This is a genomic window from Kitasatospora sp. NPDC090091, from assembly GCF_044747365.1.
Lineage (GTDB): Bacteria > Actinomycetota > Actinomycetes > Streptomycetales > Streptomycetaceae > Kitasatospora.
In genome coordinates, this window is the sequence record NZ_JBIVDY010000012.1 from 43519 (window position 1) to 65431 (window position 21913).

Genomic DNA, 21913 nt, shown 5'->3' on the forward strand with positions numbered 1-21913 from the left:
GGTGGTCTGCTCCGCCATTCCGGGTCCCTCCGACAACACGGCGGCGCCGTTCACCTTCGGGACGGCCTGGCTGACCCACATCGCGCTCAGGCGTGCGCTGGGGCATGCGCCCTTTGGCCTGCCCGGACGAGGGCCGGTCGCCTCTTCCTCCCGCGTTCCCCCCGGGGCGTCGTCCGGGCGACGGCGAAGGCGGGGTGCGCCCGACAAGCGGAGACTGGAGGCATGACAGACAAGACCACGTCCGCGGATCGCCATTCCAAGCTCACGATCCGTGGCCGGGACGTCCGGATCCGCACCATCGGGATCGCGGTCCTCGGCATCCTGGCCGTCTGGTTCATCGGGGTCAACACCGACTCCGTGGAGATCCAGCTCTGGGTCGCGAGCGTCACGCTGCCGCTGTGGGTGGTGCTGGCCGTCACGCTCGTCGTCGGCGCGGCCATCGGCTGGCTGCTGGCGCGGCGGCGGTCGGCGAGGTGACACCCGTCGGCGGATGAGGGGGCCACCGCGCCGGCCCCACCGCTCCGGCCCCGCCGGGCAGCCCCGCCGGGCAGGCCCGCCCGGCGTCCTGCTCGGCGGCCCCGTCCGGTTGCTCCGTTCGGGTGAGGGAGGGTTGGCCGCCGGAGCCGGGCGGGCAGGGACCGCAGCGTGACGACGTCTCCCCCCGCCGGGCGCCGACCGCGCCGCCGGCCCCGCCCCGCCCCGCCCGCCGGCACCGCGACCACCGCGACCACCGCGCCGGGTCACCGGCCACCGGCGCCGGTGCGCCCGGGCAGCGGCTGCTGCCGGACCTGGTCCAGCGAGCACATCTCCCCGGGCGGAAAGGTCGTCCGCACCACCTGGCACGAACCCGCCTGCCGGACCGGGGGCCGGCCGTGACCGCTCCCACCGACGTCGGCCCCGAGGACGCTCCAGGGCCCGGCCGGGTCGCCCGGGCCGGTCAGCCGCCGCCCATCCCGCCCTGGGCGGCGACCATGGTCAGGTTCAGCCCGTTCACCGCCCGGGCCAGGCCCGGGGCGTCGCGGGCGAGGCGGTCGGTGAGCGCGGTGATCCGCCCGGCATGGGCCCTGCGGTCCTGCCGGGAGAGCACCAGCCGCAGGTGCCCGTGGGCGGCCAGTGCCGCGAGCACCGCGTCGGCGTACGGCACCTCGGCCACCGGGACGCTGCCGCGGACCAGCTCGGCCACCCGCACCTGGAGGTCCAGGGCCTCGCGCGGATCGTCCATCGCCACCGTCCGCTGCGGCACGACCGGGCCGTAGGGGTCGCGGTCCGCCATGGTCACCACGCCGAGCACCGCGAGCTCCTCCTCGACGGCCTCCAGGGTGTCGTCACGGTTGCGCCTGATCCACGACTTCCAGGTGCGCGGCCGGCTGCCCACCTCGCCGAGCACCGCGTCCAGGACGACGTCACCGGTGCGGGCGGCGGAGACGATCTGCACCCGGCCCGCCCCGTCCTCGGCGACGGCGCCGCGGTGGGCGAGCTCGGCCAGGGCGGCGGCGCGCAGCAGGAAGCCGGCGCGGGTGCGGTCCTGCAGGGACTGGGCCCGGGTGTCGAAGGCCAGCAGGTAGGCGGCCAGATGCAGTCCTCGGCTCATGGGACCGACGATACGGCGCCCCTCCCCACCCGCCATCAGCCCGGAGAACGGGACCGCCCTCCACCTCCGGATGCACCCCGGCCGGCCGCCCGGAACGCGCCGTGACCACCCCGGCCGGCCCGGCCGGCGGGCACCCCGTGCACGACCCGGGACACCGGGACGCCGGGGGCCGCCACCCGCGGTGACGGCCTTCCCGTGCCTGACCAGGGCGGCAGCGGCGTAGCGCGAACGCCTCGTGTCAGACGGACGGCGGCTCCGGGAGGGTTCCGGCGCCGACCATGGCCAGCAGCCGGAACGGCAGCGCGGGGTCGGACTGGCCCACGGTCAGGCCAAGCCACCGGTCGGCGGAGGGCTGCCAGACCCGCAGCTCGGAGGCGACGCCGGCCAGGAACCCGAGTGGGCCCGGCGCGGCGGGGTCCGGCAGGTCGCACTCGCGGTAGGGCCAGAGCTCGACGGTGGTCGGGGTGCCGCCCCACGCGGTGGTGAGCGCGGCCGCGAGGGCGTCGAGGGCAGCCTCGATCCTCCGCTCGGCGGCGTCGACCACGTCCGGGTCGTGGACCTCCCAGAAGTCCTGGGACTCCGTCAACGCGGCCAGCCGGAAGCCCGGGCCGCTCCACTCCTCGCCCTCCCGGTCCTCCCGCTCGGCGAACGGGGCGGCCAACAGGCGATCGACAGCGGCACGGTGGGACGCGACCTCGGTATCCGACATGCCGCAGAGCGTAGTTCCGCCCACCGACAGCCCGCGGCTTCGCGGCGGCCGGGTGAACCACCGGCTGCCGACACCCCGTTGGTTTCGTGTGAGGGGCGATCGGCCGGATGCTTCCCGCCCCCGGGTGGGACGGCCGCGGGGTCGGCACGGGGGTAGGGGGCGTTCCCGGGTACCTGTATGTTGATCACCCGCCGACCCCTGTCGGTGTCCCGTCCCCAGGGGGTGACGTGCGGGTTCGGCCCGGCCGCGGACCGCCTCGCGGACATCGGGTCGCCGCCGCCGGGGGACCAGAACATACGTCGGCGTCGCGGCTGAACGGCCACTCATCGCTTTCCACGTGCTCGAAGGATTTCCGTATGACCACTTCCGCCCCGCCCGACAGCCCGCAGCCTGCGAAGGGGCCGGCCGACGCCGACCCGTGGGCACCGCCGGGCCGGGTCCGGGACGAGGACCAGGGCCGGGCCGGGGGCCAGGGTGCCGAGGGCCAGGGTGCCGGGGGCCAGGGTGCCGGGGGCCAGGGTGCCGAGGGCCAGGGTGTGGAGGATCAGGGCGTCGAGGGCCGGGGCGAGGCCCCCGCGCCCGTCCCTGCCCCGGCCCCGGCCGGGGGCCCGGGCGAGACCCCTGCCCCGGCCCCTGTCCCGGCCGGCGCCCCGGCCCCTGTCCCGGCCGGGGCCCCGGGGGTGCCGTACTGGCCGCCGTATGCGATGCCGGCGCCGCCGCCCCGCAACGGCCTGGGCATCGCAGCCATGGTGCTCGGGATCGTCGGTGCCGTCCTGAGCCTGGCCGTCATCTTGTTCTGGCTGTCCTGGCTGCCGGCCCTGCTCGCCGTGATCTTCGGCGCCATCGGGCTGGGCCACGTGCGCAAGGGCGTGGCGACCAACCGGGCGATGGCGCTCACGGGGGTGATCCTGGGCGTCACCGGTCTGCTGCTCTCCGTTGGTGCCGGGGTGTTCGTCGTGGCGCAGGTGAAGGCGGTCAACGACGAGCGGCGGGCCGCCAACGAGGAGCGGCAGGCGCAGCTGGACGCCGAGCGCGTCCGCGCCGAGGCCGCGCTGCAGGCCGCCAAGGAGCGGGCGGCGAAGGAGCGGGAGCGGATCGAGGCCGAGCGGGAGAAGGCGGCCGCGGACGAGCGGGCCCGGCGCCTGTCGTTCGGTCAGTCCTACACGTACGGGGACGGGCTGAAGGTCACGATGGCCGAGCCGGAGCCGTACGTTCCGGGCCGGACCGTGTTCGAGGTCCCCAAGGACGCCACGATCATTCAGGTGAAGATCACCGTCGTCAACACCGGCTCGACGGAGCTCTCGCTCTACGGGTCGGGGTCGCCCTTCGTCAAGGACGCCAAGGGCAACCTCCTCTTCTCACTGATCGACGGAAGCGGACGGACGAAGTTCCTCCCCGGCTCCCTGCCTCCCGGCGAGCAGGCCACCATGCTGTCCGCGTACGCCATACCGAACAGCGCGGGCGACCGGTTCTCCGTCGAGTTCACCTACGGGACCAGGCAGGAGCGCAAGGTCGTCACCTGGTCCGGCCCGGCTCGCAGCTGACCCGGGGCCGCCCCGCCGCCCAGCCCGCGCCCGGGGCCCCCCCGGCGGCGGCTCCCCGTCGGCGTGGCCTGCTTGACCTGCCGGGGCGGGGGCCGCAGAGTCGGACTGCGGCGCGCGGGCGCCAGCACCTCGTGTGCCTGCCGGGCATGCCCGCCCGGAACGCCTGTCCCGGGGGCGCCGGGCGGCCCCGACCCCCGGGAGCGGCTGAGCCGATGGTCCTCGACCTGGTCGTCATCGGGACGGCCATCACCCTCGGGCCGCTGCACAACAGCGCCTTCATCCTGCTGCTGTCCTCGCGGCGCGGTGTCCGCAAGGGCCTGGCGTTCCTGCTGTCGTGGCTGGCGAACCTGGTCACGGTGGTCGCCTGTGTGGTGCTGCTGACCGGCGGGACGCCGCCCGCCCACCACAGTGCGCCCTCGACCGCCGCGGTCGCCGCCAAGCTGGCGATCGGCGTCGGCCTGGTGCTGTACGGGGAGTACCGGCGCCGGCGGCCGCCGCGCCCGCCCCGGCCGCCGAGCTGGGCGGGCCGCGTCGACAATGCCTCGCTCGTCACCGCGGCCGGCCTCGCCTGGCTGCTCCAGCCGTGGGCCCTGGTCGGCGCCGGCGCCGCCGCGGTCGTCGACGCCGACCTCTCCACCCTCTCCGACTGGCTGGCCCTGACCGGCTACTGCCTGCTGGCCACCCTCAGCCTCCTGGTCATGGAGCTCTACACCGTCTGGGCGCCCGCAGCGGCGCAGGCCCGGCTGAACGCCCTGCGGACCTGGCTCTCGGACCACCAGGACCAGCTGGTCATCACCCTCTCCCTGCTGGCCGGACTCTGCCTGACCGCCACGAGCATCTACCAGCTCGTCGCCTGACGCCCCGTGGCGCAGGCCGCCCGGACGACCCCCCGCCCGCTCCGCGGGCTACCCCTCCCGGGCCGGGCGGAGCACCCGGCGCACGGCACCGCGCAGCCACCGGTGGGCCCCGTCGGCGGTGTGGCGCGGGTGCCAGGCCATGCTGATCGTCAGCGGCGGCAGCGGCAGCGGGATCTCCAGCAGGTGCAGCCCCAGCGTGCGCGCCGCGTCGCTCAGCGGCGACGGGGGCTCGCCCGGCAGTGCGGTCGGTACCAGGCAGACCGCGTCGCCGACCGCGGCCAGCGCCATCGCCGCCAGGTGCCCGGGCAGGACGGCGCCGACCCGCCGGCTGAGCCCCTGCTCGGCCAGGGCCGCGTCCAGCGGGCCGGTGAAGCGTCCCCGGCGGCTGACCGCCACGTGCTCGGCCGCGGCCAGCCGGGCGGGCGTCAGGGTTCCTTCGGCGAGCGGGTGCCCGGCCCGGACGGCGGCCGCCATCCGCAGCGTGACCAGCTCCTCGACCCGGGTCTCCGGGTCGACGTGGTCGATGGACCCGATCTCCAGGTCGACCCGGCCCTCGCGCAGTGCCGGGCCCGCCTCCCACTCCTCGGCCAGCACCCGCAGCGAGACGCCCGGCGCCCGGCGCCGGGCCAGGGCGAGCAGGCCCGGCGCCAGCGCCGCGCCGACCACGTCCGAGGCCTGGACGGTGAAGGTGCGCCGCAGCGCGGCGGGGTCGACCCCGCCGCTCGGGGTGAGCAGCGCCTCCAGCCGGCGCACCACCGCGGCGGCCTCGTCCCGCAGCGCCTCGGCGCGGGGCGTGGGCACCATCGCCTGCCCCGCCCGCACCAGCAGCGGGTCCTGGAGCACCCGGCGCAGCCGGGCCAGGGTGCGGCTCATCGCCGCGGGGGAGGTGCGCAGCCGCGCGGCGGCCCGGGTGACGCTCTGTTCGGTCAGCAGAGCGTCGAGGGCGACGGCGAGATTGGCGTCGAGATTGGCACCGAGATTGGCACCGAGATCGGCGCCGGGCTTCGGATCGTGGCTGCTCACCGGCATGATTCCGTTTCAGGCAATGATTGGATGCTGAAGTTCCCATTGTGGCAATGCGATGCGGATCCGCACGATGAGGGGGCCGTACCGATCCGACACAGACAGACCACGAGGTTTTCATGATCGTCATTACCGCCCCCACCGGGAACATCGGCCGACAGCTGCTGTCGCTGCTGGTCGAGGCCGCCCCCGCACACGGAGAGGAGCTGCGCGTCGTGGTCCGCGATCCCGCCCGGCTCCCCGAGGCGGTGCGCGGACGGGTCGAGGTGGTCACCGGCTCGCACGGTGACGCCGCGACCGTCGAACGCGCCTTCGCCGGGGCCGACGCCGTCTTCTGGCTGGTCCCGCCGGACGCCTCGGCCGCGCCCGAGGAGGTGTGGAGCGGCTTCACCCGCCCGGCCGCGCGGGCGCTCGCCGCCCACGGCGTCGGCCATGTCGTCGGCGTCTCGGCGCTCGGCCGCGGCACCCCGCAGGCCGCCCGCGCCGGCCTGGTCACCGCCTCCCTGGCCATGGACGACCTGATCGCCGGCTCCGGCGTCGCCTACCGCGCCCTGGCCTGCCCGTCCTTCTACGAGAACCTGCTGGAGGAGGCCGGCTCGATCCGCGAGAACGGCGTCTTCACCGACACCGTCGCCGCCGACCGCCCGGCCCCGCTGGTGGCCGTCGCCGACATCGCCGCGACGGCGGCCGCCCTGCTGCTGGACCGCTCCTGGACCGGCGCCGGCGACGTTCCGGTGCTCGGCCCGCAGGACCTGTCGCCCGACGACCTGGCCCGCATCATGACCGAGGAGCTGGGCCGCCCGGTCCACTACCGGCGCCGGCCGCTCGACGAACTGCGCTCCGCCCTGCTCGGCCACGGCCTCCACGAGGCGTTCGTCGAGGGCGTCATCGACATGAAGCGCGCCAAGGACCAGGGCCTGGACGCGGGCGTCGCACGCTCGCCGCAGGCGGGCCCGGCCACCGGATTCGCGCAGTGGTGCGCCCGGACCCTCAAGCCCGCCGTCCTCGCCGCACCGGAGGCAGCCGATGTCCACTGACCCCACCGGGGCGCCGGTCACCGCGTTCATGCTGGTCAAGACCACGCCCGAGTGGCTGGCGATGACCGTGGCCGAACGCGTCGAGGCCTTCACCACCCACGTCGTCCCGGTGATCGAGGCCCGCACCCGCGGCGTCCGCTCCCGCTTCTACGACACGGAGTTCTACTCGGCGCGGGTCACCGACGTCTGGGTCTGGGAGGCCGACGACCACGACGCCTACCGGCTGCTGATCGACGCGCTGCGCGAAACCCCCTTCTGGGACCGCTACTTCGACGTCGTGGACCTGCTCGTGGGCACCGAGAACGGCTACGCCCGCACCTACGGCCTGGAACCGCTGGCCACCATCGCCACCTGAAACCCCCTCCCCGGCCGGCCGGTGCCGCCCCCGCCCCCGCGGAAGCACCGGCCGGCCGGCTGCCCGGAGCCCGAACCCGACACCGTCGCCCCGCACGAGTCGCCCGAACCTATCCTCGTGGAACGAGAACACGTCCGGTACGACGACGCGAGCAAGGGAAACAATGAACGCAATCCCGGTGGAGATCGACACCCCCGACATCATGGTCGAACTGGACGTGCTCGAACGGAACATCGAGCGCATGGCCACAACCCTCCGGGACAAGGGCCTGCGGCTGCGCCCCCACGCCAAGACCCACAAGATGCCGGAGATCGCCGCCCGCCAGCTCGCCGCGGGGGCCGTCGGGCTGACGGTCGCGACCATCGGGGAGGCCGAGGTCTTCGCCGACCACGGCACCACCGACCTCTTCATCGCCTACCCGCTGTGGATCGGACCCCGGCAGGCGGAGCGGCTGCAGCAGCTCACCACCCGGGCAAGGATCACCATCGGAACGGACTCCGCCGAAGCCGCCGAGACGGCGGGCCGCCACCTCGGGAAGACGGCCGGCGACATCGAGGTCATGGTGGAGATCGACAGCGGCCACCACCGCAGCGGCGTCCGCCCGGACCAGGCCGTCGCGGTGGCCCGGGCGGCGGCCCGCGCCGGCCTGCACGTCGCAGGAGTGTTCACCTTCCCCGGCCACGGCTACGCCCCCGGCATGCCCGCCACAGCGGCCGAACAGGAACAGCAGGCCCTCGCACAGGCCGCCGAACTGCTCACCGCCGCAGGCTTCGAAGCCACCCGGGTGAGCGGCGGATCCACCCCCACCGCAGAACTGACCGGCACCTCGGCGACCACCGAAGTACGGCCGGGCGTCTACGTGTTCGGCGACGCCCAGCAGCTCGAACTCGGACGCTGCACCACGGCGGACATCGCACTGACGGTCGCCGCGACCGTCGTCAGCCGGCACGAGGGCGACGACACCGTACCCCGCCGGATCGTCCTGGACGCGGGCAGCAAGATCCTCGGCAGCGACCGTCCCGCCTGGGCGACCGGCTTCGGCCGGCTCATGGACCACCCCGAAGCCCGCATCACGGCACTGTCCGAACACCACTCCACCGTCACCTGGCCCGACGACAGCGACCTGCCCGCCCTCGGCGAGCGCCTGCGCGTCATCCCCAACCACGTCTGCATCGCCGTCAACCTCGTCGACGACGTCGCCGTCGTCAACGGCGGCGAACTGGTGACCCGCTGGCCCGTCGCCGCCCGCGGCCGCAACTCCTGACAGCAGGCCCCCGGAAGCACCGCGCGAGGACGCAGTCGCCCTGCCCGCCGGCAGGCGACTGCGTCACTCCGGACAGCGTGACTGCGTCACTATGGACAGCGGTGCAGGAGTCGGCCAGTGTTCTCCACCATGACCCTCCCGCTCCCTCAGCACGGCCGCCCCGGTGCCGCGCGCACCGCGCTCTTCGAGGCGGTCACCGCGGTCGGTGACGAGGCCGTCGCCCTGCTCGCCGGCTGCCGCGGCGACACCCCGATACCCGGCGCCGAGTGGACGGTCGCCGAGGCCGCCGCCCACCTGGCGATGGCCAACGAGCTGATGGCCGACCTGGCCGCCGGCGAGGAACGCCCCTACGGGGACGGCACCCCCGCCTCGCTGGCCGCGGCGAACGCCGCCGCACTGGCCGAACGGCCGCAGCGGGACCCGGCCGTCCTCGCCGAGGAGATCGCCCGGCAGGCCGGGCGGTTCACGGCCGCAGCCGCCCCGCGCGCCGGCACCGAACCGGTGCACACCCCGCTCGGCCCGATGGACCTGGACACCCTCGGCGCCTACCTGCTGACCCACATGCTCGGCCACCTCTACGACATCGCCGTCGCCCTGCGCCGGCCGCACCCGATCGACCGCCACCGCGTCGAACTGACCATGCCGTTCCTGCGCACCGCCATGCCCCGGGTGACCGACCCCCGCGCCACGGCCGGCCACAACGCCTGCTACCGGCTGCGGGTACGCGGCCTGGACGGATTCGCGGTGACCTTCACGGACGGCACCGCCGTGGTGAGCCCCGAGCCGCCGCGCCGCCCGGACTGCACGATCCTCACCGAACCGGTGGCGTTCCTCCTCATCGCCCTGGGCCGCTACACCGCCGTCGACGCCCTCACCCGCGGCAAGGTCCTCGCCTGGGGCCGCCGCCCCTGGCTGGCCCCGGCCTTCCCCGGCCTGTTCACCGCCCCCTGAACACCCGGCCCGGGCCGTAGCCGTACCCCGGCCCGGCCCGGCCCGGCCCGGCCCGAACCGCCGCCCGCCCGTACCCGGCCCGGAATGAGTACCACTACTCAGGCGCCCGGCACCGGCCCTCCGCGAGGATGACACCACCACCCCGCCGAAGGCCCACGAAGGAACGAACACTCATGCTCAGCCGGATCGCCAGCGCACTGGTGCCCGCCCTCGGCCGCCTGACCGTCACCTCCGAGACCGCGGGACCGATCGCCCCGGGCAGCATCGTCGCGGCCAACCACAGCTCGCTCGCCGACCCGGCCGTCGTCCTGGCCGCACTCCACCGCCTGGGCACCGAGCCGGTGGTGATGGCGACCGCCGGACTCTGGCGGACACCCGTCCTCGGCAACGTCCTGCGGGCCGGCGGCCACATCCCCGTCCACCGCGGCACGGCCCGGGCCGCCACCGCCCTCGACGCGGCCGCGACGGCACTCGCGGCCGGCCGCGTCGTCCTCATCTACGGCGAGGGCGGCCTGCCCAAGCGCCGCGACTCCCGCGACACCCAGCCCGCCGCCTTCCGCACCGGCCTGGCCCGCCTCGCCGCGGCCGGCGCCGCCCCCGTGGTGCCGCTCGGCCAGTGCGGCGCCCGCCGCCTGACCTCGGGCAACGCCGCCAAACAGCTCGCCGGACTCGCCACCGCCCCGCTGCGCCGCCCCGCCCTGCACGTCCACCTCGGCGCCCCGCTCCACCTGGAGGGCGACATCACCGAGGCGACGGCCGCCGCCCACCGCGCCGTCACCGCGGCCTGGCGCACCGCCGAACAGCGCCTGCACGGCGCCCCCCACCCCGCCGGGGCCGCGCGTCCGGCCTGACGAACGGCCGCGCGGCGTCGTCCCCTCAGCTCCCGGTGCGCGCCGGCGCGGGGCGGGCCGGGACGCAGCCGGCCGCCAGTGCCGCGGCCAGCAGATAGGCGCCGGCCCCGATCGCCATGCTGGTGCGCAGGCCCGTGCCGTAGTTCGCGGCCGTGGCGAGCAGGGTGCCGCCCAGGGCGACCGCGGCGGCGCTGCCGACCTGGCGGGTGGTGTTGAACAGGGCGGACGCCGTCCCGGCGTAGCCGCCCGGAACGGCGGTCATCACGGTGGTGGTGGAGCCGGTCAGGGCGAACGAGGTGCCGAACCCGGCGGCCATCATCGGGCCGATCAGCAGCGGGTAGGCGGGGTCGGGCCCGGCGGCGGCCCAGCCGGCCAGGCCGAGGGCCGCCAGGAGCATGCCGCCGATCACGAGCGGACGGTCGCCGGTGCGCCGGGCCAGCCGCCCGGACAGCGCCGAGGCGAACATGGTCATCGCCACCGCCGGGAACAGGGCCGCCCCGGTGGCCAGGGCGCTGTAGCCGCGCTGGTGCTGGAAGTACAGGCTGGCGGTGAACACCATGCCGTAGAAGGCGAAGTTGAACAGCAGCCCGATGACGGCGCCGCCGCTCAGCGCGCGCGAGCGCAGCAGGCGCAGGGGCAGGACGGGGCTGCGGGCCAGGTGCTCGCGCAGCGCGAAGGCCGCCGCGGCCGCCACCGCCAGGCCCGCGCCGGCGAGGACGGCCGGGTCCGTCCAGCCGCGCCGGCCGGCCTCGTTGAGCGTGGCGGTCAGCAGGGCCACGGCGGCCACCACGGCGCACTGCGCCGGCCAGTCCAGCGCCCGGTCCCGGTGCCGGGGGGAGGCCGCCACCCAGCGCAGCGTGAGCACCAGACAGACCGCGCCCACGGGCAGGTTGACGAGGAACACCCAGCGCCAGCCCACGGTCGAGACCAGCAGCCCGCCGAGCAGCGGACCGGCGGAGGCCGCGATCCCGGCCATGGCGCCCCACAGGCCGAACGCCCGCGACCGGGCGTCCGGCGCGGGGTAGGCCTGCTGGAGCAGGGCCAGCGAGCCGGGCACGATCAGTGCCGCGCCGACCCCCTCCACCAGGCGGGCGGCGACCAGGAACGCGGTGCTCTGCGCGGCCGCGCACGCGGCCGACGCCGCCGTGAACACGGCCACGCCCCAGCAGAAGACCCGCCGGTTGCCCAACCGGTCGCCCAGGGCGCCGCCCGTCAGCAGCAGGCCGGCGAAGGCCAGGGTGTAGCCGTCGGTGATCCACTGGATGCCCGTCAGCGACGCCCCCAGGTCACGGCCCACCGCCGGCACGGCCACGTTGATGATCGTGACATCGAGGATCACCATGAAGTACCCGGCGCACACCGCCAGCAGCGGCGCCCGGGAGCGCCACCCGCTCCACGGCGCCCCCGCCGCCGCACCCCTGCGGGCCCGTCCCGTGTCCGCCATGGTCCGACTCCTCGTGCCCGTACGGCCCGGACGTTCCGGAGCTCCGGTGTTCCGGTGTCCGGTGCTCCGGTGTTCCGGTCCAACGAAACACCTTGATCCGGACATCCGGCGCCCGTGGCGTCCGTGTCAGGCCCGCCGGGCACCGGACGGGCCATCGGACACCACGGGCACCGGGGGTCGCCGGGCGCCCGGGTGTCGCGTCATGACCGGTAGCGGTAGCGGATCCGGCCGCGGGTGAGGTCGTAGGGGCTGACCTCGACGAGGACCCGGTCGTACGGAAGGATCTTGATGTAGTTCTTGCGGATCTTCCCGCTGATGTGGGCCAGGACGGTGTGCCCGTTCTGGAGCTCCACCCGGAAGGTGGCATTGCGCAGGCACTCGACGACGGTGCCCTCGACTTCGATGCCCCCTGCTGTTTTCGTCATGTCGTCTCACTTCTCCGTCGGGTGACGGTGCGGTAGGTGGGGTGGGTGGGGATGTCGGTGGGAAACGGGGAGCCGGGCCGGCACGGGGCCGGCCCGCTCCTCGGCGCGCGGCGCGGCGTCAGCGGCGGACGAGCTCCAGGGTGGCGCCCGCGCGCCGGGCGCCGATGCCCTCGAACAGGGCGATGGCCGCCGGGTTGGCCTCGTCGATCTCGGTCCAGGCCGATGCCGTCCCGCTGTGGTGCAGTGAGCCCAGCGCGTGGGCCAGCAGGGCGCGGGCGATGCCCCGGCGCTGCCGGTCGGCCCGGACGGCGATCAGCCCGATCCGCGGCTGCCGGGTCAGCGGCGCCACCCGGACCAGACCCACGTACCGGTCGGCCTCCCGCGCCACCGCGTACTTCGACGGGTCGGCCATGGTGGACCACGCCGGCCTGGGCAGCACCTCGGCCGGCATCGTCCGCCAGCCCGCACCGGCCTCGACCTCCGCGCGGACGACGCGGTCCAGGGCCCGCAGCGGAGCCTCCTCCGCCTCGCCGGCGGGGACGATGGTCACACCCGCGGGGGGACGCACCGGTCCGAGCCCGGTGACCTCGGGATCGGTGGGCACCAGGCAGCCCCACTCGCGGCGTCCGATCGTGAAGCCGGCCCGCTGCCAGGCCGTGGTCGACTCCTCGTCCGCCTCGTCGACCACCGTGTACAGGGGGGCCGGCAGGTCCGCGACCAGCGCGGCGGCGATGCGGTCGAAGACCGGGCCGTGCCACGCGTCGACGCTCACGAACAGCCGCCCGTCGGGCCGGTGCGAGGCATCGCCGCGGCCGACCACCCGGTCGTCCTCCACGGCGTGCCACTGCGTGTCCGCGACCCGCACCACTGCGACCGACCGGTCGCCGGTTCGCTCATCGGATTGCACAGAATTCATCGGTGTCACCTTTCAGGAGAGCCTCATGTCAAGGCGCTCCCGGCGACACCTGTGTCAGTCGCCCGCCGTGACGACAAGGGGGAGCACCCACCCGCATACAGCCTTCATGGGTCTCACCTCCTCGCGTTCCTTCACGGCTTCGAGGACGCTACCAGCCTTGTCCCGAGTGCCCAACCCAATTTCCGTGCCGGCTTTCCGCCGCGGCCGAGGACGCGCCCGACCGCACGGCCGTCCGGTCGTGGAGCGTGCCCGGGCGCGTCAGCGTGCCGGGGTGGTGGGTGTCTGCTGGACCAGGGTGGCGGTGGCACGGTCCAGGAACTCGCAGAACCGGCGGTGTTCGTCCGCGTCGAAGCGGTCGGTGAGGGCGCGTTCCAGCACGATGACCTCCTGGTAGGCCCGGTCGAGCAGGTCGTGGCCGGTGTCGGTGAGGGTGGCGATCATGACCTTGGCGTGGGCCGCGGAGGCCGTGCGGTCGATGAGCCCCTTGGTCTGCATGCCGTTCAGGACGGTCGCCATGCTCTGCTGCGAGACGCCGCAGGCGCGGGCGAGTTGGGCGCCGGAGCGGCCGTCCTCGCGGGAGAGGGCGAGGAGCACCGTGTACTGGGTCATGGTCAGCCCGAAGCCGCGCAGCACCGCCTCGTGATGGGCCATCAGCGCCTGTTCGGCGCGACGGATGCGGGTGCACAGGTACTCCTCGACGGGCACCTCGGCCATGTCTCAGCTCCCTTACTTGACTCAATTACGTGAGACTGGATAGCGTCCAGCAGTATCAGGTTACTGAGTCAGCACAGAAGGTTGAAACTCGATGAAGGCCGTTGTCCTGGGTACCGACGACCGTTTCCGCCTCACCGCCACCGCCGACGAGCCGCTCCCGGGCCCCGGCGAGGTGGCCGTCCGGGTCGCCTACGCGGGTGTCCAGTGGGGCGACGTGCTGGTGCGCGACGGGCACTTCCCCGTCCCGCGGCCGTTCGTGCCCGGCTTCGAGGCCGCGGGCCGGATCGTCGCGGTCGGCGACGGCGTGGACGGGGGCCGCATCGGCGAGCAGGTCCTCGCGCTCGTCACCGGCGGAGCCTACGCCGAGGTCGTGCTCGCGCCGGCCGCCCTGGCCGTCCCCGCCCCGGACGTCGACGCGCGCACCGCGGCCGGCTTCGGGTGGACCGCCCCGACCGCCCACGACCTGATCCACACCGTCACCCGTCTCGGGCCGGGGGAGAGCGTGCTGATCCACGCGGCGTCCGGCGCGGTCGGCACCCTGGCGGCGCAGTTCGCCGCCGCGGCCGGGGCCCGTCGCATCGTGGGCGTCGCCGGCAGCGCGGGCCGCGCCGACTACGCCCGCCGATTCGGCTTCCACGAGGTCCTGACCCGCGACCGCTTCCCCGAGGCCCTCGGCGACGAGACGTTCGACGTGATCCTCGACCCCGTCGGCGGCGCCACCCGCAGCGCCAACCTGGCGCTGCTGGCCCCGCACGGCCGGCTCGCCGTCTACGGCAACATCGCCTCCTTCGCGCCGGTCGCCGTCTCGGCCAACGACCTGCTGATGAACGGGCAGTCGCTGCTGACGTACAACAGCAGCCTGCTGAGCCGCACCGACCCGGCCCGGCTGGCCGCCGGCGCCGCCCGCGCCCTGGCCCTGGTGGCCGACGGCTCGGTGCTCATCGACATCACCGCCGAACACGGGCTCGCCGACGTGGAGTCCGCGATCGCGGACCTGGCGAGCGGCGCCACGGCGGGGAAGAGCATCGTCCGCGTCCAGTAGCGCCGAGCAGCGGCGCCCCCCGTGCCGCGCCCGGCCGGCCGCGCCCGCCGCCGCTGCGCGCTATGCCTGGTGCAGCCGCGTCAGCAGGGCGATCAGCTGCCTGCGTTCGGTGTCGTCGAGGGGGGAGAGCAGGTCCTCGTTGGCCCGTTCGGCCAGCTCCGCGCACCGGCGCAGGGTGCGGGTGCCCTGCGGGGTCACCGTCACGGCGTTCTTGCGGCGGTCGCGCGGGTCGGGTGCGCGGAGGGCCAGGCCGGCGCTCTCCAGGTGGTTGAGGAGGCCGACCAGGTCCTTGGCGTCGATCGACAGCCGGCGCACCAGGTCCGCCTGGGCGACCGGTCCGTACTCGGAGACCGCGGCGAGCACGGCGAGGTGCAGGAGCTTCAGCCCTTCCTCGGCGATCGCCGCGGCGACCAGGCTCCGGCCGTGCGCGGCCACCCGGCCGACCAGCCAGCTCGGCAGGGACTGGATGTGCTCCAGGGCCCGGAAGGGCTCGGGGGGTGGAGGCGTCATGGGGCAAGACTACCCGTAATCGTTGGACATCCCAATGAATCCTCCGTAGGCTGCCACCGAGTCGTTGGGAATTCCAACGGTTTTGTCGCTGTGCTTCGGAGGTGTGCCCATGCGTCGTGTCCGCTACGAGGTCAACGGCGGTCCCGAGGTCCTCTTCGTCGAGGAGGCTCCTGCCCCTACCCCGGGTCCCGGGGAACTGCTCGTCCGCACCGAGGCGATCGGCATCTCGCTGCCCACCGTCCGGAAGGTGCGCGAGGGCAGCCAGGCCGGCGCGCTCGGCGGCGAGGTCGCGGGCACGGTCGCCGCCGTCGGCGAGGGCGTCACCGGATTCGCGCCGGGCGACCGCGTCACCGGCATCTGCTTCGCCCACTCGTACGCCGAACTGGCGCTGGTCCACCAGGCGTTCGCCTCACGGGTGCCGGAGCGGGCGGGCGCCGTCGACGCCGTCGCCCTGGTCCGCAGCGGCCTGGTGGCGCGCGGCGCCTACGAGGCGGGCCGCCCCGCTCCGGGGGAGTCCGTGCTGGTGACCGCGGCGGCCAGCGCGGTCGGCACCCTGGCCCTGCAGTACGCGAAGGCCGGCGGCGCCTCCCGCGTGGTCGCGGCCGTCGGCAGCCCGGACAAGGCGGACTTCGTCCGCTCGCTGGGCGCCGACGAGGTCGTGCTCTACGGGGACGAGGGCTGGGGCGAGCCGGTCGACGTCGTCCTCGACGGCGTCGGCGGCGACCTCCTGGGGCCCGCCGTGCGGGCCCTGGCCCCCGGCGGCCGGCTGGTCGCCTTCAGCTCCGGCGGCGGCACGATCGACGCCTTCGAACTGCTGGTCCGCGGCGCCTCGGTGATCGGCTTCCAGATGGCCGCCGTCGCCAGGAACGAGCCCGAGCGGTACGCCCGCTGGCTGGGCGAGCTGTGGGAGCTGAACCGCACCGGGGTGCTGCGCACCCACGTCCACGCCCGGATCCCGCTCGCGGAGGCCGCCCGCGCGCACGCCCTCGTCGAGGCCCGCCGCAACCTCGGCAAGGTCGTCCTCGTCCCGTGACGCCGCCGGCGGCCGGCGACGGTCCGTCAGAGGCCCGGGACGGCGTCCTTCGGGACGGTGTGCCAGTTGGTGACGATCGGCTTGTCGACCGGCGTCTTGCCGACCGGGACGCCGGCCGGGTTCGGGTCGGCGTTGCCGATGGCCACGATGACGTCGGTGAACTCGACGGCCTGGTTGCCCTTGGTGGTCTTCGCCATGACGCCTGCGTAGGCGACCTTGGCGCCGCTCAGGGGGATCGGGGTGCCGGTGGCCTGCTCGGCGTTGGCGGCCTCGATGCCGCCCGAACCGAACGCGATGGTGGGGTGGGTCGCGGGGAGCGTGCAGGAGACGCCCGGCTTGGCCATGGCGGTGATCAGGATGTAGCCGCCGGCCTGGGACTCGGTCTTCGCGCTGAGGACCAGGTCGCCGGCGCCGCAGGTCCCGTTGCCGCTCTTGCCGGACGCGGCACCGGACGCGGCGGGGGAGGAGGGCGCGGGGGACTTGGGCGCGGTGGCGGCCTTCGTCGGCGTGGCCCCGGTGGTGGCGGTTGCGGCCGGAGCGCCCGTGGCGGCCGGGGCGGATCCGCCGGGCGCCGCGGCGGTGGCACCGGCCGTGGTGGCCGCGGGGGCGGCGGCCGTGGAGCCCGTGCCGCTGTTGTCCGGCCCGCACGCCGTCGCGGTGGCGGCGAGCGCCGCGACGGCGGCGGCGGTGAGGGCGAGGCGGCGGGTGCGCATGCGGGTCTCCTGCTGTCGTTCGGCCGGTGCGGTTCACCGGTGCCATCACGGTAGGCGGGAGTCGTTCACAGGGTGGTGCGGGAAATATCCCGATCTTGTTCCAGAGCTGCCCGCCCCTCACTCCCGGGCGCCGGACGGGCCGAACTGCTCGGCGGAGACGCGCAGTCGGAAGACGTGGTAGGTCCAGCCCTGGTAGGCGAGCACCAGGGGGAGGAAGACGATCGCGACGACGCTCATCACCTTCAGCGCGTAGTTGCCGGAGGCGCTGTTCTGCACGGTCAGGTTGTAGGCGGGGTCGGTACTGGACACCATCAGCCTCGGGTAGAGGTCGACGAACACCGACAGGACGGTCGTCGCGATCGTGACCGTGGTGGCCACGAACGCCCACCCCTCGTGCCGTCCGAGGAGCAGCCAGCCGGCGGCGATCACCGCGAGCATGGCGATGAGTTCGATGATGTCCGGCAGGACGCCACGGCCGGCGGTGGAGTGGGTCCAGGGCAGGAAGGCCAGCACGGCGAGGACGGTCGGCGGGGCGATCCGACGGGCGAGCAGCGAGGCCCGGCCCCGTACCGGGCCGGTGGTCTTGAGGGCGATGAAGGCCGCGCCGTGCAGCAGGCAGAGCAGCACCAGGGTGATCCCGGCGAACACCGAGTAGCCGGAGAACAGGTCGCCGAAGTCACCGGTGAACTCGTGGTCCTGGTCGATCGGCACCCCGTGCAGCAGGTCGCCCAGCGCGATCCCGATCAGCAGCGGCACCAGCAGGCTGCCGCAGGTGAGCAGGGTGTCCCAGGTGCGGCGCCACCGGGCGCCGTCGGCCTTGCCGCGGAACTCGAACGAGACCCCGCGCACGATCAGGCCCACCAGCAGCAGGATCATCACCGGGTAGAAGCCGGAGAACATGGTGGCGTACCAGTCGGGGAAGGCGGCGAACATCGCCGCGGCGGCGACGATCAGCCACACCTCGTTGCCGTCCCAGAGCGGGCCGATGGTGTTGATCGCCGCCCGCCGGCCGGCCTCGTCGCGGGCGACCGCGGTGTGCAGCATGCCCACCCCGAGGTCGAAGCCCTCCAGGACGAAGAAGCCGGTCCACAGGGCGGCGGTGACGATGAACCAGAAGGTGGCGAGCGCCATCGGGCGGCCTCAGTAGCTCAGGGCCGGGACCGGGGCGTCCTCGGCCGGGGGCGGGGACAGCTCCTTGCGCGCGTACCGGGTGATCAGCACGACCTCCACCACCGCGAGCACCGCGTAGAGCAGGACGAACACCAGGAGGCTGGTGGCGACGGTCGCCGTGCTCACCGACGGGGAGACGCCGTCACGGGTGAACTGGAGCCCCTGGACGATCCACGGCTGGCGGCCGTTCTCGGTGAGCAGCCAGCCGGCGGAGTTCATCACGAACGGCAGCACCGCGGTCCAGACCGCGACCCGGAGGAACCGGCGCGAGCCGCCGAGCCGCCTGCGCCACAGCAGCCACAGGCCCCAGAGCCCGACCAGCAGCACCACGACGGCGAGGTAGGCCATCACCCGCATCGCCCAGTACTGGATGAAGACGTTCGGGACGTAGTTGCCGGGCCCGTACTGCTGCTCGTACTGGGCCTGGACGGCGTTGAGCCCCAGCACCTGCCCGTTCCAGTGGTTGGTGGCCAGCAGGGAGAGCAGGTGCGGAACGGCGATGATCTCGGTCGGCGTCGTGTCGTTGTTGCCGCCGCTGATCTGGAACAGCGAGAACGAGCAGGGCTGGCAGGTGTCCCACTGGGCCTCGGCGCCGGCGATCTTCATCGGCTGGTACTTGGCCTCGGTGACGCCGAGTTCGCTGCCGACCAGCATCGCGACCAGGAGCGCCGGGACCAGCACCACCAGCGCCAGCCGGGCGGTGGCCTGGAAGGCGGCCGGGGAGGTGCCCCGGCGCAGCTGCCAGGCCGACACCGCCAGCATCACGGCCGCCCCGGTGACCAGCGAGGCGAGGACCACGTGCAGATACCCGCGCAGGAACACCGGGTTGGTGAACAGCTTCCAGACGTCGTTCAGCTGCGGGCGCCCGGTCGAGGGATCGATCGCGTAGCCGACCGGGTGCTGCATCCAGGAATTGGCCGCCATGATGAACGCCGCGGACAGCACACCGCCCAGGGCCACGGCCCAGATCGTCGCCAGGTGCACGCGCGGCGGCAGGCGGTCCCACCCGAAGAGCCACAGCCCGAGGAACGTCGACTCCAGGAAGAACGCGGCCAGCCCCTCCATCGCCAGCGGTGCGCCGAACACGTCGCCCACCGTGCGCGAGTACTGCGACCAGTCCATCCCGAACTGGAACTCCTGCACCAGCCCGGTCACCACGCCCACCGCGATGTTGATCACCAGCAGGGTGCCGAAGAACCGCGTGAGCTGCAGCAGCTCGGCCCGGCCGCTGCGGTGCCAGCCGGTCTGCAGCAGTGCGGTCAGGAAACCCAGGCCGATCGTGACCGGCACGAACAGGAAGTGGTAGACCGACGTCATGGCGAACTGCAGCCTGGCCAGGTCGAGTTGACTCAATGTGGTTCCTCACGCAGGACGCTCGGCCCCAGTCAACCACGGTGCCGGCGGCCCGGACCGGACGGCGCAGCCGCGGGCGACCCCATCGGGTGTCGGCCCATCGGCGTAACCGGCGGACCGTCGGCGTGACCGGCGTGACCGGCGTGACCGGCGGGCCTGTCGGCGTGACCGGCGGACCGGCGGGCCTGTCGGCGTGACCGGCGGACCGCCGGGCCCGGTGGCATCATGACCGGCGTGTGCAGCAGACCGGTGGCGGTCGTGACGGGCGTCTCGGCCTCCGGGAAGACCACGGTCGGCGCACGGCTCGCCGCGGCGCTCGGCGTGCCGTTCCAGGAGGGCGACGACCTCCACCCGGCCGCGAACCGGGCGAAGATGGCCGCCGGACACCCCCTCGACGACACCGACCGCGTGCCGTGGCTCGCCGCACTCACCGCATGGATCCGCTCGGCTGCGGAGCGCGACAGCGGTGGCGTGCTGTCCTGTTCGGCGCTGCGCCGTGCCTACCGGGACCAGTTCCGTGCCACCGGGGCGAACGTGTACTTCCTCCAGCTCTCGCTCGACCGCGCACTGGCTGCACAGCGGATCTCCCACCGGGCCGGCCACTTCATGCCCCCCGCCCTGCTCGACTCCCAGTACGCCCTGCTCGAACCGCTCCGGCCCGACGAACCGGGCTCCGTCGTGGACGCCTCCGGCAGCCCGGCCGCGACCACCGCCGCGGCGCTGCGGGCCCTCGAACAGGCCCTGCCCGGCGGCGGAGGTGCCGTCCCGCCCGGCCCGTTGTAGCTTGCAGGTGACAGGACTTGTCCTGCACACCGGTGACCGCCCCCGCCCCCGCCTCCCCCCGGAGGCCCGCGGGGCGAGCGGGACGACAGCGAGCGGGACGACAGCGAGCGGGACGACCGGGACTCCACCGCAGCCTGCGTCGAGGACGCCAAGACAAGCACCGCGCCCCGGAACACTGAGAGCCCGAGATGACGACACGACAGATGGACGCGCTGGTGATCTTCGGAGCCACCGGCGACCTGGCCAAACTGGAGACCTTCCCGGCGCTGGTCGGACTGGTCGAACGCGGCGTCCTGGACGTCCCGGTGGTGGGCGTGGCGAAGGCCGGCTGGAGCCTGGAGCAGTTCCGCGCCTACGCCGGGGCCTCGCTCACCCTCAACGGCATGGACCCCGCGTCCCCCGCGGCGGTCAAGCTGCTCGGCCTGCTGCGCTACGTGGACGGCGACCTCGGCGAGGACGCCACCTACACCGCGATGTCCGACGCCATGGGCAGCGGCGGCCGGGCACTGTACTACCTCGAAGTGCCGCCGATGCTCTTCGGCCGGATCGCCGACGGGATCGCCGCCGCCGGCCGCGCCCGCGGCGCCCGCATCATGGTCGAGAAGCCCTTCGGCAACGACCTCGCCAGCGCCCGCGCACTCAACGCGACCATGCACCAGCACTTCCCCGAGGACGCGATCTACCGCGTCGACCACTGGCTCGGGCTCGACCCGGTGGAGAACGTCCTGTTCGCGCGGTTCGCCAACTCCGTGGTCGAGCCGCTGCTCAACCGCACGCACGTCGCGTCCGTGCAGATCACCATGGCCGAGGCCTTCGACGTCTCCGACCGCGGCCGCTTCTACGACCGCACCGGCGCCGTCCGCGACGTGATCCAGAACCACATGCTCCAGGTGCTGGCCACCGTCCTGGCCGACCCGCCCTCCGGCCGGGGGCTGTCCGCCTGGCTGGACTCCAAGGCCGAGGTGGTCTCCTCCCTGCGGCCGCTCACCGCCGATCACATCGTGCGCGGCCAGTACGAGGGCTACCGCGAGGTGGACGGCGTGGACGCGCAGTCCACCGTCGAGACCTTCGCCGCCATCCGGCTGGCCGCCGACTCCTGGCGCTGGGCCGACGTGCCGATCCTCATCCGGGCCGGCAAGTGCCTCCCGGTGACCGCCACCGAGATCGGCATCCAGTTCCGCCGCGCCCCGCACGACGTCTTCGATCTGCGCCCGGCGCCCGCGGAGAACCGGCTGCGGTTCCGCATCTGGCCCGAGACCCAGGTCGGGCTGACCCTCGCCGGCAAGATGCCCGGCGGCGGCTGGCAGGCCAAGCACGAGGAGCTCGCCTTCAGCGAGATCCCGGGTTCGGACATGCGCCCCTACGACCGCCTGATCGGCGCCGCCCTCGACGGCGACCGCTGGCTGTTCGCCCGGCAGGACACCGTGGAGTCCGCCTGGCGCATCGTGGACCCGGTGCTGGGCGACGCCGTCCCGGTCCACCCCTACGCCAGGGGCACCTGGGGGCCCAAGGAGGCCGACGCGCTGCTGCCCGACCGCGACACCTGGTACGACCCGGCCGGCTGAGCGCACCGCCGACCGCCCGGGCGGCCGGCCACGGGCGGCACCCGCTCACCGGCCGTACCGGTG

The 21913-nt window shown here is 74.4% G+C and carries 23 protein-coding genes; 12 read left to right on the top strand and 11 right to left on the bottom strand.

Going from position 1 to position 21913, the window contains the following annotated elements; all coding sequences use genetic code 11:
- Positions 1 to 222 precede the first annotated feature (222 nt).
- Complete coding sequence (locus ACIPSC_RS21470; RefSeq protein WP_400827561.1) at positions 223 to 477, top strand: LapA family protein; 255 nt, start codon at positions 223 to 225, stop codon at positions 475 to 477.
- 460 nt (positions 478 to 937) lie between these two features.
- Here ACIPSC_RS21470 and ACIPSC_RS21475 read toward each other — a convergent pair whose 3' ends face one another.
- Both ACIPSC_RS21475 and ACIPSC_RS21480 read right to left on the bottom strand, forming a co-directional pair.
- Positions 938 to 1591: a GPP34 family phosphoprotein gene (locus ACIPSC_RS21475; protein WP_400827563.1), complete on the bottom strand. Its 654-nt coding sequence runs from the start codon at positions 1589 to 1591 to the stop codon at positions 938 to 940.
- 238 nt (positions 1592 to 1829) lie between these two features.
- Positions 1830 to 2300: a hypothetical protein gene (locus ACIPSC_RS21480; RefSeq protein ID WP_400827564.1), complete on the bottom strand. Its 471-nt coding sequence runs from the start codon at positions 2298 to 2300 to the stop codon at positions 1830 to 1832.
- A gap of 356 nt (positions 2301 to 2656) precedes the next feature.
- Here ACIPSC_RS21480 and ACIPSC_RS21485 point away from each other — a divergent pair, with 356 nt between their 5' ends.
- Together ACIPSC_RS21485 and ACIPSC_RS21490 are read left to right on the top strand one after the other, a co-directional pair.
- Positions 2657 to 3844 (top strand): DUF4190 domain-containing protein, encoded by a 1188-nt coding sequence (locus tag ACIPSC_RS21485; RefSeq protein WP_400827566.1) that lies wholly within the window; start codon positions 2657 to 2659, stop codon positions 3842 to 3844.
- A gap of 212 nt (positions 3845 to 4056) precedes the next feature.
- Complete coding sequence (locus ACIPSC_RS21490; RefSeq protein ID WP_400827568.1) at positions 4057 to 4701, top strand: GAP family protein; 645 nt, start codon at positions 4057 to 4059, stop codon at positions 4699 to 4701.
- Positions 4702 to 4749: 48 nt separating this feature from the next.
- Here ACIPSC_RS21490 and ACIPSC_RS21495 read toward each other — a convergent pair whose 3' ends face one another.
- The gene (locus ACIPSC_RS21495; protein ID WP_400827569.1) at positions 4750 to 5724 is read right to left on the bottom strand and encodes a LysR family transcriptional regulator; all 975 of its coding nucleotides are present in this window, start codon (positions 5722 to 5724) and stop codon (positions 4750 to 4752) included.
- 119 nt (positions 5725 to 5843) lie between these two features.
- Here ACIPSC_RS21495 and ACIPSC_RS21500 point away from each other — a divergent pair, with 119 nt between their 5' ends.
- The 5 genes from ACIPSC_RS21500 (at position 5844) to ACIPSC_RS21520 (ending at position 10182) form a co-directional block, all read left to right on the top strand.
- On the top strand, positions 5844 to 6761 hold the full coding sequence (locus tag ACIPSC_RS21500) for an NAD(P)H-binding protein (protein WP_400827571.1): 918 nt from the start codon (positions 5844 to 5846) through the stop codon (positions 6759 to 6761).
- Complete coding sequence (locus ACIPSC_RS21505; protein WP_400827572.1) at positions 6751 to 7116, top strand: darcynin family protein; 366 nt, start codon at positions 6751 to 6753, stop codon at positions 7114 to 7116. The genes ACIPSC_RS21500 and ACIPSC_RS21505 overlap by 11 nt, the downstream gene beginning before the upstream one ends.
- Before the next feature lie 163 nt (positions 7117 to 7279).
- Positions 7280 to 8380: an alanine racemase gene (locus ACIPSC_RS21510; protein WP_400827574.1), complete on the top strand. Its 1101-nt coding sequence runs from the start codon at positions 7280 to 7282 to the stop codon at positions 8378 to 8380.
- Between the two features lie 117 nt (positions 8381 to 8497).
- Positions 8498 to 9331, top strand: a complete 834-nt coding sequence (locus ACIPSC_RS21515; RefSeq protein WP_400827575.1) for a maleylpyruvate isomerase family mycothiol-dependent enzyme — start codon at positions 8498 to 8500, stop codon at positions 9329 to 9331.
- A 173-nt stretch (positions 9332 to 9504) separates the two neighbouring features.
- Positions 9505 to 10182, top strand: a complete 678-nt coding sequence (locus tag ACIPSC_RS21520; RefSeq protein ID WP_400827576.1) for a lysophospholipid acyltransferase family protein — start codon at positions 9505 to 9507, stop codon at positions 10180 to 10182.
- A gap of 25 nt (positions 10183 to 10207) precedes the next feature.
- On the opposite strand, the gene ACIPSC_RS21525 is transcribed toward ACIPSC_RS21520, so the two are convergent.
- The 4 genes from ACIPSC_RS21525 to ACIPSC_RS21540 form a co-directional block, all read right to left on the bottom strand.
- Positions 10208 to 11626 carry an MFS transporter gene (locus ACIPSC_RS21525; protein ID WP_400827577.1) on the bottom strand — a complete coding sequence of 473 codons (1419 nt, stop codon included), beginning with the start codon at positions 11624 to 11626 and terminating at the stop codon, positions 10208 to 10210.
- 200 nt (positions 11627 to 11826) lie between these two features.
- Complete coding sequence (gene infA / locus ACIPSC_RS21530) at positions 11827 to 12051, bottom strand: translation initiation factor IF-1 (RefSeq protein ID WP_400827579.1); 225 nt, start codon at positions 12049 to 12051, stop codon at positions 11827 to 11829.
- A 118-nt stretch (positions 12052 to 12169) separates the two neighbouring features.
- Positions 12170 to 12967, bottom strand: a complete 798-nt coding sequence (locus ACIPSC_RS21535; RefSeq protein WP_400827581.1) for a GNAT family N-acetyltransferase — start codon at positions 12965 to 12967, stop codon at positions 12170 to 12172.
- 258 nt (positions 12968 to 13225) lie between these two features.
- Positions 13226 to 13681, bottom strand: a complete 456-nt coding sequence (locus tag ACIPSC_RS21540; RefSeq protein ID WP_400827582.1) for a MarR family winged helix-turn-helix transcriptional regulator — start codon at positions 13679 to 13681, stop codon at positions 13226 to 13228.
- A gap of 91 nt (positions 13682 to 13772) precedes the next feature.
- On the opposite strand from ACIPSC_RS21540, the gene ACIPSC_RS21545 reads away from it, so the two are divergent.
- On the top strand, positions 13773 to 14723 hold the full coding sequence (locus ACIPSC_RS21545; protein WP_400827583.1) for a zinc-binding alcohol dehydrogenase family protein: 951 nt from the start codon (positions 13773 to 13775) through the stop codon (positions 14721 to 14723).
- Between the two features lie 60 nt (positions 14724 to 14783).
- Here ACIPSC_RS21545 and ACIPSC_RS21550 read toward each other — a convergent pair whose 3' ends face one another.
- The gene (locus ACIPSC_RS21550; protein WP_400827584.1) at positions 14784 to 15233 is read right to left on the bottom strand and encodes a MarR family winged helix-turn-helix transcriptional regulator; all 450 of its coding nucleotides are present in this window, start codon (positions 15231 to 15233) and stop codon (positions 14784 to 14786) included.
- A gap of 109 nt (positions 15234 to 15342) precedes the next feature.
- Here ACIPSC_RS21550 and ACIPSC_RS21555 point away from each other — a divergent pair, with 109 nt between their 5' ends.
- Positions 15343 to 16266, top strand: coding sequence for a zinc-binding alcohol dehydrogenase family protein (locus ACIPSC_RS21555; protein WP_400827585.1), 924 nt, complete (start codon positions 15343 to 15345; stop codon positions 16264 to 16266).
- Between the two features lie 26 nt (positions 16267 to 16292).
- On the opposite strand, the gene ACIPSC_RS21560 is transcribed toward ACIPSC_RS21555, so the two are convergent.
- The 3 genes from ACIPSC_RS21560 to ACIPSC_RS21570 all read right to left on the bottom strand — a co-directional run bounded on the left by ACIPSC_RS21560 (position 16293) and on the right by ACIPSC_RS21570 (position 19502).
- Entirely contained in the window at positions 16293 to 16979 is a 687-nt protein-coding gene (locus ACIPSC_RS21560) for a hypothetical protein (RefSeq protein ID WP_400827587.1), read from the bottom strand.
- A 117-nt stretch (positions 16980 to 17096) separates the two neighbouring features.
- Positions 17097 to 18110 carry a cytochrome d ubiquinol oxidase subunit II gene (gene cydB / locus ACIPSC_RS21565; protein WP_400827588.1) on the bottom strand — a complete coding sequence of 338 codons (1014 nt, stop codon included), beginning with the start codon at positions 18108 to 18110 and terminating at the stop codon, positions 17097 to 17099.
- Positions 18111 to 18119: 9 nt separating this feature from the next.
- Complete coding sequence (locus ACIPSC_RS21570) at positions 18120 to 19502, bottom strand: cytochrome ubiquinol oxidase subunit I (RefSeq protein WP_400827589.1); 1383 nt, start codon at positions 19500 to 19502, stop codon at positions 18120 to 18122.
- A 225-nt stretch (positions 19503 to 19727) separates the two neighbouring features.
- On the opposite strand from ACIPSC_RS21570, the gene ACIPSC_RS21575 reads away from it, so the two are divergent.
- Positions 19728 to 20285, top strand: coding sequence for a gluconokinase (locus tag ACIPSC_RS21575; RefSeq protein ID WP_400827591.1), 558 nt, complete (start codon positions 19728 to 19730; stop codon positions 20283 to 20285).
- Positions 20286 to 20473: 188 nt separating this feature from the next.
- Positions 20474 to 21850 (top strand): glucose-6-phosphate dehydrogenase, encoded by a 1377-nt coding sequence (gene zwf / locus ACIPSC_RS21580; protein WP_400827592.1) that lies wholly within the window; start codon positions 20474 to 20476, stop codon positions 21848 to 21850.
- Positions 21851 to 21913 lie beyond the last annotated feature (63 nt).